Here is a 12,209-nt window from a genome sequence, read left to right on the forward strand (position 1 = left end):
AATGGCACACTCAATGGCAGCCATAGGGATTCCAATGGCGGAGCGCGGTAGGGTCGCCTTGTGTGAGCCCCATCGACCCCCTCGGCGCGACCGGCACGCCCGCGCAGTACGACCTCAACCTGCTGCGCACCTTCCTCGCCGTCTACCGGTCCGGCTCCTTCACGGCCGCCGCGCACCTGCTGGGCCTGTCCCAGCCGACCGTCACCACGCAGATCCGCTCGCTGGAGCGGCAGACCCGCCGGGAGCTGTTCGAACGGCTGCCGCGCGGCGTCGCCCCGACCGCTGTGGCCGACGAACTCGCGGCCCGTGTCGCGGCCCCCCTCGACGCGCTCGCGGAGGCCACGGGGCACGGCCCCCGGGAGGAGTCACGCGCCGAGCCGGTCCACTTGGCCGGTCCCGCCGAGCTGCTGTCCACCCGGGCTCTGCCCGCCCTCGCCCCGCTCGTCACCGAGGGCGTACGGCTGCGCGTCGCCATGGGACTGACCGAACCCCTGCTCGACGAACTGCGCGCCGGCCGCCACGACCTCGTGATCGCCACCACCCGGCCCCGCGGTCGCACCCTGTCCGCGGTGCCTCTGACCGACGAGGAGTTCGTCCTGGTCGCCGCCCCCGCCTGGGCCGGCCGTGTCGCGCAGCGCCCGACCGCCGACAGGCCCGCGGCGCTGCACGACATCCCGCTGATCACGTACGCCGAGGACCTGCCCATCGTGCGCCGCTACTGGCGGCACGTCTTCGGCCGGCGCCTGAACTGCCGCGCCGCCGTCTCGGTCCCGGACCTGCGGGCCGTCCTGGCACTGGTCACGGCCGGTGCCGGCTTCAGCGTGCTGCCGCGCTACCTGTGCGCCGGGGAACTGGCGTCCGGCGCCCTGGTCCTCCTCGACGCCCCCGAGGACGCGCCGATCAACACCGGCTTCCTCGTCCAGCGGCCGGGCACCTCGGACAACCCGCACGTGGCTCTCGTCCGTGACCGTTTGCTGGAGGCCGGCCGTACCTGGTGACGCCGCGGACGTGCCGGGTACCCGCCGCGGCGCAGGAAGGAGAAACCGCCACGAGCCGAAGGAAGAGGAACGTCATGGCTCAGCATGTCCGCGACATCATGACCGGCGACCCGGTCACCGTCGAGCCGCAGACCTCCGTCGCCGAGGTGGCACGCATCATGCGCGACGAGGACCTCGGAGCCGTCCTGGTGACGGACGGCGACCATCTGCGAGGTCTGGTCACCGACCGTGACCTTGTGGTGCGGTCGGTCAGCCGGGGCGGCGACCCCGAGCGGATCACCGTCGCCGGCGCGTGCAGCGACGAGCTGGTCACCGTCGGCCCCGACGAGGGCCTGGCCCAAGCGGTGGAGCTGATGCGCGAGCACTCCGTGCGCCGCATCCCGGTCGTCGACCACGGGCACCCCGTGGGCATCGTCTCCCTGGGCGACATGGCCATGGAGCGCGACCCGGAGTCGGCGCTCGGCGACATCAGCGCCGCGCGCCCCAACGCCTGACGAACAGCGACCCGCCCGACGGTCCCGCGCACCCCGCCGTGCGCGGGACCGTCGTACGTCGTGCGAGCACGACTGCTGAACACCGGACAGGAGAAGGGGAGTTCGACAGTGGAGCACGAGCGTTGCGGTCCGGGTTTGTTCGGTTTTTCGCGGGGGACTCGAACAGCAGTGGAAGCAGAAGGAAGATGATGAGTCGTGGAGTCCATGGACACCAGTGAGAAGCCCGTCGCCCGTCAGCACGAGACCGGCTGGTCGAAGGCACGCCGCCTGCGCGGAAAGGCCGCGCTGCGGACCTGCCTCCCCGCCGTCGAGGACCGGAGCGCCCAGGGGGCCGCGCACTCCGGGGCGGAGTGGAACATCGTCCGGGGTGAGGACTGATCCCTCCCCGGACGACCGCGCGGTGACGATCCGAGTAACTGCGCGCATCGACAACCAAAAGAAGCGATGTTCACATCCGCCGGATCACGACTAAGGTGAACCGAATGAAGGCTCTCGTGCTGTCCGGCGGTGCAGGAACACGGCTGAGGCCGATCACCCACACGTCGGCCAAGCAACTGGTGCCCGTGGCCAACAAGGCCGTGCTGTTCTACGGGTTGGAGTCGATCGCCGAGGCCGGCATCACCGACGTGGGCATGATCGTCGGGGAGACCGCCGAGGAGATCGAGGAAGCGGTGGGGGACGGGTCGACGTTCGGCCTCAAGGTCACCTACATCCCCCAGGAGCGGCCCCTCGGGCTGGCCCACGCGGTACTGATCGCCCGGGACTTCCTCGGTGACGACGACTTCGTGATGTACCTCGGAGACAACTTCATCGTCGGCGGCATCACCGGCCTCGTCGACGAGTTCCGCGACCACCGGCCCGACGCCCAGATCCTGCTCACGCGGGTGGCCGACCCCCGCGCCTTCGGGGTCGCCGAACTCGACCCGTCCGGCCAGGTGATCGGCCTGGAGGAGAAGCCCGACCAGCCCAAGAGCGATCTCGCGCTGGTCGGCGTCTACATGTTCACGCCCCGCATCCACGAGGCGGTCCGCGCCATCGAACCGTCCTGGCGCGGCGAACTGGAGATCACCCACGCCATCCAGCACCTGATCGACACCCGCGCCGACGTGCGCTCCACGGTCATCAAGGGCTACTGGAAGGACACCGGCAACGTCGACGACATGCTCGAGGTGAACCGCACGGTCCTCGAAGTGATGGAGCGCCGTATCGACGGCGACGTGGACGAGACGTCGGAGACCATCGGGCGGGTGGTGGTCGAAGAGGGTGCGCGGATCGTCAACTCCCGTATCGTCGGGCCCGCCGTCATCGGCTCGGGCACCCTCGTGAGCAACTCCTACGTCGGTCCCTTCACCTCCGTCGCGGAGAACTGCCGGATCACGGACAGCGAGCTGGAGTTCTCGATCGTGCTGCGGGACTCCTCGATCCAGGGCGTCGGCCGGATCGAGTCCTCGCTGATCGGCAGGCACGTCGAGGTGACCCCGGCCCCCAGCGTCCCCAGCGCCCACCGCTTCGTCCTCGGAGATCACAGCAAGGTGCAGATCACTTCATGAACCTCCTCGTCACCGGCGCCGCCGGGTTCATCGGCTCCCGCTACGTCCGCGCAACTCTCGCCTCGGACGCGCCCGACGCGCCGCGCATCACCGTGCTGGACAAGCTCACCTACGCCGGCACCCTCGACAACCTCGAACTGACCCACCCGCGGCTGGAGTTCGTACAGGGCGACATCTGCGACGCCGAGCTGGTCGACAAGCTGATGGCCGACGCGGACCAGGTCGTGCACTTCGCCGCCGAGTCCCATGTGGACCGCTCGATCAGCGGCGCCGCCGACTTCGTCCGCACCAACGTCCTCGGCACCCAGACCCTGCTGGACGCCGCCCTGCGCCACGGCACGGGCCCCTTCGTGCACGTCTCCACCGACGAGGTCTACGGCTCCATCGAGTCCGGCTCGTGGCCGGAGGACCACCCGCTGCAACCGAACTCGCCCTACTCGGCCTCCAAGGCCTCCTCCGACCTGCTCGCGCTGGCCTACCACCGCACCCACGGCCTGGACGTGCGCGTTACGCGCTGCTCCAACAACTACGGCCCGCACCAGTTCCCCGAGAAGGTCATCCCGCTGTTCGTCACCAACCTCCTCGACGGCCACAAGGTGCCCCTGTACGGCGAGGGCCGCAACATCCGCGACTGGCTGCACGTCGACGACCACTGCCAGGGCGTCGACCTCGTCCGCACCCAGGGCCGGCCCGGCGAGGTCTACAACATCGGCGGCGGCACCGAACTCACCAACAAGGAACTCACCGGCCTGCTCCTGGACGCCTGCGGAGCGGACTGGGACCGGGTGGAGTACGTCGAGGACCGCAAGGGCCACGACCTGCGCTACTCCGTCGACTGGTCCAAGGCCCGCGACGAACTCGGCTATTGCCCCCGTCACGACTTCACCACCGGCCTCGCCGAGACCGTCGCCTGGTACCGCGACAACCGGGCCTGGTGGGAGCCCCTGAAGCGGCGCGTCGCCCAGGAGCAGGCATGAGGTGGCTGATCGCCGGGGCGGGCGGGATGCTCGGCCGTGACGTCGTCGAGGAACTCACGCGGCGCGGCGAGACCGTCGTCGGCCTCGACCGCGCCGCCCTGGACATCACGAGCCCCTCGGCCGTCGACGCGGCCGTCCGGGAGCACCGCCCCGAACTCGTCGTGAACTGCGCCGCCTACACGGCCGTCGACGACGCCGAGACCGAGGAGGCCCGCGCCCTGGAGGTCAACGGCGACGGCCCGCGTCTGCTGGCCCGGGCCTGCGCCGCGCACGACGCCCGCCTGATCCACGTCTCCACGGACTACGTCTTCTCCGGCGAGGCCCGCACCACCCCCTACCCGGAGGACCATCCGACGGGCCCGCGCACCGCCTACGGCCGCACCAAGCTGGCCGGGGAGCGGGCCGTACGGGAAGAGCTCCCCGGGGCGAGCGCGATCGTGCGCACGGCGTGGCTCTACGGCGTCCACGGCTCGAATTTCGTCCGGACCATGATCGGTCTGGAAGCCCGCCGCGACACCCTCGACGTCGTGGACGACCAGTGCGGGCAGCCCACCTGGAGCGCTGACGTCGCCGAGCGGATCGCCGACCTCGGCCCCCGGCTCGGCCCGGAGACGCACGGCGTCTTCCACGCGACCAACTCCGGCGAGGCCACCTGGTACGACCTCGCCCGCGAGGTGTTCTCCCTCATCGGCGCCGACCCGGACCGGGTCCGCCCCACCAGCAGCGCGGCCTTCCCCCGGCCCGCCCCCCGCCCGGCGTACAGCGCCCTCGCACACCCACGGTGGCAGGAGATCGGCCTGCCGCTGCCGCGCGACTGGCGCTCCGCCCTGCACGAAGCACTGCCCCGCATCCGCAAGGAAGGTCTTCTTCGTGAAACGCCATGAGTTCCTCCGGGAACTGCACAAGGTCAGCGCCAATCGCAACTACCTGGAGATCGGCGTCAACGACGGGCGCAGCCTGACGCTGTCCCGCGTCCCCAGCATTGCGATCGACCCCGCCTTCAAGGTGGTCTCGGAGCTGAGGTGCGACGTCCACCTGGTGAAGGCCACCAGCGACGACTTCTTCGCGCGCGACAACCCGCTCCAGCACCTCAAGGGCGGCCGTCACCCGCTGCGCAACCTGCGCCGCGGCCGCAGCCCGATCGGCTACTGGCGCAAAACGACCCTGGATCTGTCGTTCATCGACGGAATGCACCTGTTCGAGTTCGCGCTGCGCGACTTCATGAACGTCGAGAAGTACTCGGACTGGTCCAGCGTGATCGTCCTCGACGACATGCTGCCGCGCAGCGTGGACGAGGCGGCCCGGGACCGGCACACCAATGCCTGGACCGGTGACGTCTACAAGATCACCGAAGTGCTGGCGCGCTACCGCCCCGACCTGGTCACGGTGCAGGTGGACACCGCCCCCACCGGCCAGCTGGTCGTCTTCGGCGCCGACCCGGACAACCGGGTCCTGCACGACAAGTACGACGAGATCATGGCCGAGTACAAGATCCCCGACCCGCAGAAGGTCCCCGAGGCGATCCTGGAGCGGGCCGGCGCGGTCCGCCCCGAGACGCTCCTGGAAGCGGGCTTCTGGCGCCCCCTCGCCCAGGCCCGCAATCGCGGCCTGCCCCGCTCCATCGGCTGGGAGCCCCTGCGCAAGGCCCTGCAGCAGGTCGGCGTGAGCCGCTGAACGACGGCGCCGGCCACCCCCCCGGGGGGCGGCCGGCGCCGACGACCTTCCCGGCCTTCCGGGGCACAGGCCCGGACGCTGCACGCGTCTGGGCCTGCGGTGTGTCCAGAGGCTCGGCCGCGGGGCAACGTCCGGGCCGCGGCGCCCGTCGGGGTGCCCACTCAGCCGCGCGCAAGGCCTCGACGACCGCGGGTGACGCGGAACGGCTCCACCGGCTTCCGCACCGCGGGCGGCGGCGAGCCGCGCCGCCTGGCCGAACCGGCCGACGGCTGCTGAACGAGTTGGTCGTGCAGCCCTTGGCCGTGCAGCCCGTGCCCGCGGTCACCCGCGGCGCGCCGGCCCACACGGCCCAGCCCGGGGTCCCCGCCGCCCCAGGTCTCCACCGCCTTCGGCCGCCGTGTCCGCCCCGGCCGGCCTGCCGACGGCGCAGGGCGCGCCCGCCCGGCCCGCAGAGCACCGTGGGCCCGGGTACACCTGGGCCCACGCCCCTCCGCCTGCCTCAGCCGTCAGTCGCCGTCCGCGGCCCGCCCCCGCAGTTCCGCGTAGTACGCCAGGCAGGCCTCGTACGACGGAAGCAGCCCCTGCCGTTCCGCCTCTGCCAGGGTCGGGGCCTGCTCGTCCTTGGGGGAGAGGAGCGGAGTGATGCCCTCGGGCCACTCGATGCCCAGGGCCGGGTCGAGGGGGTGGATGCCGTGTTCGCGGCCCGGGGCGTAGCCCTCCGAGCAGAGGTAGACCACCGTCGCGTCGTCCGTGAGGGCCATGAAGGCGTGGCCGAGGCCCTCCGCGAGGAAGATCGCGTGCCGTGTGTCGTCGTCGAGCCGCACGGACTCCCACTGCCCGTAGGTGGGGGAGCCCACGCGGATGTCGATCACCACGTCCAGGACGGCGCCGCGTACACACGTGACGTACTTGGCCTGGCCGGGCGGCACATCGGCGAAGTGCACACCCCGCAGCACGCCCCGCCGCGAGACCGAGCAGTTGGCCTGGGCCAGGGACAGGTCGTGCCCCGTCACCTCGCGGAACTCCGCACCCCGGTACCACTCGTGGAAGCTGCCCCGGTCGTCCGGGAAGATCTTGGGCTCCAGAACCCAGGCGCCTGCTATCCCCAGGGGTCGCATGCCGTCACCGCTCTCCGGTCCTGATACGGGAATTCACCGTGCGGCGCGCGGCTCCGAGTACGCGTCGGGCGCGCCGGGCCAGCCGCAGCGCGACACCGGGCCCCGGCACCGGCGTCACCAGCACGCTGCCGCCCCCGGCCCGCAGGGCGAACGGCAGACCGGTGAAGCGAGCCTGGTCGGCGCCCGGGTTCAGGCACACGGCCACGCGCCAGACCTCGTCCGAGAGATCCTGGGGCAGTTCCGCCTCCAGCACCGAGCCCGGCCGGTCCGCGTCGGGGGAGAGCGTGCCCGGCACCTCCAGGATCCGGCGGGAGGAGACGAACCTCAGCCGCACGTCCGTGTCGCCCGGGGAGTGCAGCGGAAGCAGGACACGGAACCGCACCCCGGAGACGGCGACGTCCCCCAGTTGCACGCGGCCCAGCCCGAGCCGCTTGCCGCGCGCGCCGAGCTCCAGGGAGAGGTTGCCGTGCGGTTCGGTCCAGTACGGCAGGACCGGGCGGTCGCCGACGACTCCCGCCTCCGGCCCGGGCCGGTCCTCGCGCGGTGCCGGACCCAGCCGGCACTCCTTGGTCCAGCCGCCCGTCTTCACCCGGACGAGTGCGTCCCAGGCGCCGTCACGCGGCAGTTCGGCCGGATCGATCGTGGCGGTCGCCCGCAGCACCAGCCGGACCTCCTCACCGTCCCCGACCGGCACGGTCTCGCGTGTGAACTCCACCGGCTGGAAGTACTGCGCGGCGCTGGAGCGCTCCCGCAGCAGCAGATCGGCCGTGGCCTGCCCGAACCGCGCGGCGGTCTCCGAGGCCACCCACCGCACCGCCTCGGGCACGTCCTTCGGCACATCGGTCAGCGGCGCCGCCTCGGATGCGGCGGGGAACAGCATCGGCTCGCCGCCGGACAGGTACTCGGCCGTGAAGCCGACGCGGAGCGAGCCGTCGCGCCACTCGATGTCCCCGGGGGTCGCCTTGGGGGCGACGCCCGCCTCCCACTCCGCGAAGGCCACCACGTCGTCGTACCGGTCGGCCGCCGTCAACGCGGCGACGACCTGCTGCGTCGGCTGCAGACCGGCCGCGACACCGGGCCCGAAGCGCTCGACGACGACCTCGTGGATCTCCCCGAACAGCTCCCTGCGGTAGTCGTCCGGCAGGTTCAGGAAGCGCCGGGCACGCAGCCGCTCGACCATCTCCACGCGCAGCCAGCGCCGGAACAGCCGGTCGCGCACCGGACCGGGCTCCGTGTACTCCTCGACGACGTCGAGGGCCTCGCGCAGGTTCGCGAAGTAGCCGACGGGGTCGAAGCGTTCGAAGCCCGCGTTGGAGCCGTCGTCCCGCCGGATGTGGTAGTAGCAGACGTAGTCGCTGAGCACGGCGACGTTCTCCGCGCGCAGATAGGCCTCGGCGACGAAGACGTGGTCCTCCAGGCGCCGTCGGCCCTCGGGAAAGCGCAGGCCGATGCGGTCCAGGAAGGCCCGGCGGAGCATCTTGTGCGGGGTGAGGCTGTCGATGAGCGGGGCGTTCTCGACGGTGGCACGCGGGTGGTTGCGGCGGAACAGCTCCACCGGCACCCCGCGGTTCTTGCCGGCCATCTTGCCCACGACGACGTCGGCGCCGTTGGCCACGCCGTAGTCGTACATCCGCTCCAGGGCCTCGTCGCCCAGGTAGTCGTCGTTGTCGACGAACATCACGAACTCGCCCCGGGAGGCCTCGATGCCGACGTTGCGGGGCTTGCCCGACCAGCCGGAGTTCTCCTGGTGGATGACCTTCATCCGGGGGTCCTCGGCGGCGAGCGCGTCGAGCCGGGCCGGGGTCTCGTCGGTCGAGCCGTCGTCGACGAAGATCACCTCGAACTCGTCGGGCGGCAGCGACTGCCGCTGCAGCGAGGAGATGCAGTCCTCGATGTAGATCCCCGGGTTGTACACGGGGACGATGACGCTGACCTTGACCGGCATCGGGTTTCCGGGCCCCTTCGGGTCGCTTGCCGTAGACGTCCTGTTGTACTGCGTGTTGCCCGATGCTAACCCGGTCGGCGATGCGGTCTCACCTTTCGAGACCTGGCCGTGATCATCTCCCCCCGCACGGCAACTGAGCTGCGCTGTCTGTCTGTTCGCGGTCAAAGTGCGCTTCAGTCGGCGACATCCACACCGTAGCCCCGGGCCAGCGCGCCCAGACCCTGGTCGTACCCCTGCCCCACGGTTCGCAGGCGCCACAGCGGGCCGCGGCGGTAGAGCTCGGTGAGCAGCAGGGTGCGCTCGGTGGTCGCGGCGTCCAGAGTGGCCTGGACCAGAGGTGCGGCGCTGGGGCCCGGACCGGAGCTGATGTGGATCGCGCCGACGTCCCCGAAGGTGGGCGAGCCGTCGATGGCGGCGGCGACCACGACCTTGCGGGCCGAGGGCGGCAGTGCGGCGAGATCGACACCGATCGTCTGCTCGGTCGGCCCGTCGCTGTGCAGCCGCACCGTCCCGCCCGGGTTCTCCGGCGCGCCGTAGAAGACGAAGTCCTCGTCGAAGCAGACCTGTTCGTCCTCGTCGACGACGAAGGCGACCACGTCGATCTCGCACGACGTCTGCTGCGCCCAGGTCGCGGTGACGGTCCAGGGGACCGCGGCGGATCCGCTCGGCTGAGGCAGGTCGATGACACCGCCGCGCGGGAGGACGCGCGGTGCCGCCGGCCCGCCGCCCTGCCGGGCGAGGGGGGTGATGACCGGGGCGTCGAGCCACGGTGCCTCGTGTGTGGGGAAGGCGAGGGCGGTGATCCGCTTCATCCGGCGGTCCCGTTCGCCGCCCGCCAGGAGTACGACGTCGGTGACGCTGGAGGAGAGGTTGATCGCCGCTGCCCCGCCGAGCTCGACGATCCGGCCGCGGGCCGCGACGGCATCGGGGTGCGTGCCACCGAGCACCAGGACGCGCCGCCCGGAGAGGGGACGGCCCTGGGCGGCAGGGTGTGCCGGACGCGGTGGTGTGGACGTTGCCGCCGGCGCCGGCCCGGGGATGAGGACTGCGGAGGGCATGGGCTCCTGGACCGGCTGGGGGGTGCCGGCCGGGGCGGGGGGCGTCGCGGGCGAGGCGATCGCCGCTTCCGAGTTTCGTGTCCGCTCGTGCGGTGTCCCCGGCCGTACGTCCCCCAGCAGCCTGACGAACGTGGACTCGTCGAGCACCGGAACCCCCTCGGCCAGCGCGCGACGTGCCTTGCCGGAGCCGGACGAGGCGTCGTTGGTGACCAGTGCGCTGGTGTGCCGGCTGACGGATGCCATGACGTTCAGCCCGGCCTCGACGGCCTGCCGCTCCAGCTCCGCGCGCGGCGTCAGCGTCTCACCGGTGATCGCGACCTTCATGCCCTGCACCAGTGGCCCGCCCGGCTCCGGCCGCCCCGGATTGCGGTAGGCGCACGGCGTCTTGGGCGTCCGGGGAGCGAACCGGGGGTCCTGGCGGGGCGGGCAGGACACGAACGGCAACGGCAGTTCGAGGCGCGCCGCCTCCCGCAGCGAGGCACGCAGTACGCCCGCCAGCACCCGGGTGTCGTCGAGCGCGTCGTGGGCCCTGACCTGGGGGACGCCGTAGTGGGCGGCGAGCGTGCCCAGTCCGAGGTCCTCGGTCGGCGGATCGACCCGGCGGTTCAGCGCGAGGGTGCACAGGCGACGGGCCACCGGCAGCGCGGCGCCGGCACGGGCGAACTCGTGGGCGAGGAAGTCGTAGTCGAACTGGGCGTTGTGCGCGACGAGCACGCGGTCCCTCAGCATCGCAGCGATCCGCGGCGCGACCCGGTCGAAGACCGGCGCACCGCGCAGCCTCTCGGACGTCAGCCCGTGGACATGGACCGGCCCCGGATCGCAGCCGGGGTCGAGGAACGTCGAGAACTCGTCCGTCTGCTCCCCGTCCGGGCCCAGGGTCACGACGGCCAGGGACAGCACCCGGTCGCGGCGGGCGACCAGCCCCGACGTCTCCACGTCGACCACCGCCCAGTCGTAGGCGTAGTCGCGCAGGCCGGACGCATCGAAGGCAGGGGAGAGGAGAGACATGGAGGAAGGATGGAGGGATCTTCACCGGCCCTTCAACCCGGATGTCGATTCATCCGTATAAGTGGACATTGAACGACACCCTCTAGGGTGATGATGTGCGACTGCTCCTGATGTCCGACACCCACCTGCCCAAGCGTGCCAAGGTCCTTCCCGACCCCCTGCTCGCCGAGATCCCCCACGCCGACGTCGTGTTCCACGCCGGGGACTGGGTCGACACGGAGACGCTCGACCTGCTGGAGGCCCGCTGTCGCCGGCTCGTCGGGGTGTACGGCAACAACGACGGGCCGGATCTGCGCGCCCGGCTGCCGGAGGTGGCGTACGCGGAACTCGAAGGGGTGCGGTTCGGCGTGATCCACGAGACGGGCGCCAGGCAGGGCCGGGAACAGCGGTGCGCCGCCCGCTTCCCCGGCCTGGACGTGCTGGTCTTCGGCCACAGCCACATCCCCTGGGACACCACGGCCCCCACCGGCCTGCGCCTGCTGAACCCGGGCTCCCCGACGGACCGCCGCCGCCAGCCGCACTGCACGTACATGACCGCCACGGTCGCCGGCGGGCTGCTCACCGACGTGGAACTGCACCGTCTGCCGCCCCGCGCACCGCTCTGAACCGCCCGGCCGGGCCCGTGACATGATCGCCGCACGGCTCAGGACGAGGGGTACCACCCGGACAACCGGCAGTCCGAGGCATCGACGGGCATCTCACCGCCGTCGAGGCGGGACGTCTGGACCTCACCACCTCGCCGATGATCTCGGCGTGGGGCCGCAGACCGACCGGCGACGGCTCGCAGCGACTCATCCAGCGCCGCATCGGGCAACGTTCGCGCTGTTTCCGCCCGTGGTGTCAGCTCGTGCTGAGTGGTGAGCTTGCTCGGGGTCGAGTTGGTGGTCGGCCCAGACGTAGCTTTCGGGAAGCAGGTCGGCGATGGAAACGGCTCGGAGGCGGTCGCTTGTGCCGACGATGACGTCGATGGCCGGGAAGTAGTCGAGAAGGACCTGGCGGCACCGGCCGCACGGGGGAACCACTCCCCGGTCGCGGTCGCCCACGGCGACGATGGTGTCCAGGTCGTAGGCGCCCTGGGCCGCCGCCGCGCCGATGAGGACCAGTTCGGCGCAGGGGCCTCCGGTGAAGTGGTAGGCGTTCACGGCGGTGACGATGCGGCCGTCCCGGGCGCGGGCCGCGGCCGCCATGGTGTGGTTTTCGCCCCGGCAGCGGGTGCGCGCGACATCGGCCGCGGCCTGGATGAGTTCGTGGTCGACGCCGTGGGTCTGCCTGGTCATCTTGCCCGCCTTCGTGTGGTGTCAGGCGACGTTGGCCCGAGTGACGATGGCGCGCAAGCGAATATCAGGGTCTTCGGCCGAGCACCCTTGTACCTCGGACACAGGGAATC

The 12,209-nt window shown here is 71.7% G+C and carries 12 protein-coding genes; 8 read left to right on the forward strand and 4 right to left on the reverse strand.

Annotation, left to right across the window (positions count from 1 at the left end):
- Nucleotides 1-62: 62 nt before the first annotated feature.
- The 7 genes from G3I77_RS10025 to G3I77_RS10055 all read left to right on the forward strand — a co-directional run bounded on the left by G3I77_RS10025 (nt 63) and on the right by G3I77_RS10055 (nt 5,693).
- Nucleotides 63-998 carry a LysR family transcriptional regulator gene (locus tag G3I77_RS10025; RefSeq protein WP_248502292.1) on the forward strand — a complete coding sequence of 312 codons (936 nt, stop codon included), beginning with the start codon at nt 63-65 and terminating at the stop codon, nt 996-998.
- 74 nt (nt 999-1,072) lie between these two features.
- Entirely contained in the window at nt 1,073-1,492 is a 420-nt protein-coding gene (locus G3I77_RS10030) for a CBS domain-containing protein (RefSeq protein WP_248502294.1), read from the forward strand.
- Nucleotides 1,493-1,696: 204 nt separating this feature from the next.
- Nucleotides 1,697-1,870: a hypothetical protein gene (locus tag G3I77_RS10035; protein WP_248502296.1), complete on the forward strand. Its 174-nt coding sequence runs from the start codon at nt 1,697-1,699 to the stop codon at nt 1,868-1,870.
- Between the two features lie 104 nt (nt 1,871-1,974).
- Nucleotides 1,975-3,042, forward strand: coding sequence for a glucose-1-phosphate thymidylyltransferase (locus G3I77_RS10040; protein WP_248502298.1), 1,068 nt, complete (start codon nt 1,975-1,977; stop codon nt 3,040-3,042).
- Complete coding sequence (gene rfbB, locus G3I77_RS10045) at nt 3,039-4,019, forward strand: dTDP-glucose 4,6-dehydratase (RefSeq protein ID WP_248502300.1); 981 nt, start codon at nt 3,039-3,041, stop codon at nt 4,017-4,019. Before G3I77_RS10040 ends, rfbB begins: the two co-directional genes overlap by 4 nt.
- The gene (gene rfbD, locus G3I77_RS10050) at nt 4,016-4,903 is read left to right on the forward strand and encodes a dTDP-4-dehydrorhamnose reductase (RefSeq protein ID WP_248502301.1); all 888 of its coding nucleotides are present in this window, start codon (nt 4,016-4,018) and stop codon (nt 4,901-4,903) included. Before rfbB ends, rfbD begins: the two co-directional genes overlap by 4 nt.
- Entirely contained in the window at nt 4,890-5,693 is an 804-nt protein-coding gene (locus tag G3I77_RS10055; RefSeq protein ID WP_248502302.1) for a class I SAM-dependent methyltransferase, read from the forward strand. The genes rfbD and G3I77_RS10055 overlap by 14 nt, the downstream gene beginning before the upstream one ends.
- Nucleotides 5,694-6,199: 506 nt before the next feature.
- Here the strand turns inward: G3I77_RS10055 and rfbC are convergent.
- The 3 genes from rfbC to G3I77_RS10070 all read right to left on the reverse strand — a co-directional run bounded on the left by rfbC (nt 6,200) and on the right by G3I77_RS10070 (nt 10,822).
- Complete coding sequence (gene rfbC / locus G3I77_RS10060) at nt 6,200-6,811, reverse strand: dTDP-4-dehydrorhamnose 3,5-epimerase (protein ID WP_248502303.1); 612 nt, start codon at nt 6,809-6,811, stop codon at nt 6,200-6,202.
- Nucleotides 6,812-6,815: 4 nt separating this feature from the next.
- Nucleotides 6,816-8,756: a glycosyltransferase family A protein gene (locus G3I77_RS10065; RefSeq protein ID WP_248502304.1), complete on the reverse strand. Its 1,941-nt coding sequence runs from the start codon at nt 8,754-8,756 to the stop codon at nt 6,816-6,818.
- A 173-nt stretch (nt 8,757-8,929) separates the two neighbouring features.
- Entirely contained in the window at nt 8,930-10,822 is a 1,893-nt protein-coding gene (locus G3I77_RS10070; RefSeq protein WP_248502305.1) for a TerD family protein, read from the reverse strand.
- 95 nt (nt 10,823-10,917) lie between these two features.
- On the opposite strand from G3I77_RS10070, the gene G3I77_RS10075 reads away from it, so the two are divergent.
- A complete protein-coding gene (locus G3I77_RS10075) occupies nt 10,918-11,427 on the forward strand; it encodes a metallophosphoesterase (RefSeq protein ID WP_248502306.1) in 510 nt (169 codons plus the stop codon).
- 186 nt (nt 11,428-11,613) lie between these two features.
- Here the strand turns inward: G3I77_RS10075 and G3I77_RS10085 are convergent, their stop codons facing one another.
- Nucleotides 11,614-12,099 carry a cytidine deaminase gene (locus G3I77_RS10085; protein ID WP_248502308.1) on the reverse strand — a complete coding sequence of 162 codons (486 nt, stop codon included), beginning with the start codon at nt 12,097-12,099 and terminating at the stop codon, nt 11,614-11,616.
- Between the last annotated feature and the right edge of the window lie 110 nt (nt 12,100-12,209).

Source organism: Streptomyces sp. D2-8 (assembly GCF_023184515.1).
In the GTDB taxonomy this organism is placed as follows: Bacteria; Actinomycetota; Actinomycetes; order Streptomycetales; family Streptomycetaceae; genus Streptomyces.

Excerpts from the sequence above, each read along its gene's own strand:
- G3I77_RS10085 (WP_248502308.1), bottom strand. The coding sequence starts at position 12,099 with ATGACCAGGCAGACCCACGGCGTCGACCACGAACTCATCCAGGCCGCG.
- rfbB (WP_248502300.1), top strand. The coding sequence starts at position 3,039 with ATGAACCTCCTCGTCACCGGCGCCGCCGGGTTCATCGGCTCCCGCTAC.
- rfbD (WP_248502301.1), top strand. The coding sequence starts at position 4,016 with ATGAGGTGGCTGATCGCCGGGGCGGGCGGGATGCTCGGCCGTGACGTC.
- rfbC (WP_248502303.1), bottom strand. The coding sequence starts at position 6,811 with ATGCGACCCCTGGGGATAGCAGGCGCCTGGGTTCTGGAGCCCAAGATC.
- G3I77_RS10030 (WP_248502294.1), top strand. The coding sequence starts at position 1,073 with ATGGCTCAGCATGTCCGCGACATCATGACCGGCGACCCGGTCACCGTC.
- G3I77_RS10070 (WP_248502305.1), bottom strand. The coding sequence starts at position 10,822 with ATGTCTCTCCTCTCCCCTGCCTTCGATGCGTCCGGCCTGCGCGACTAC.
- G3I77_RS10065 (WP_248502304.1), bottom strand. The coding sequence starts at position 8,756 with ATGCCGGTCAAGGTCAGCGTCATCGTCCCCGTGTACAACCCGGGGATC.
- G3I77_RS10035 (WP_248502296.1), top strand. The coding sequence starts at position 1,697 with ATGGACACCAGTGAGAAGCCCGTCGCCCGTCAGCACGAGACCGGCTGG.
- G3I77_RS10040 (WP_248502298.1), top strand. The coding sequence starts at position 1,975 with ATGAAGGCTCTCGTGCTGTCCGGCGGTGCAGGAACACGGCTGAGGCCG.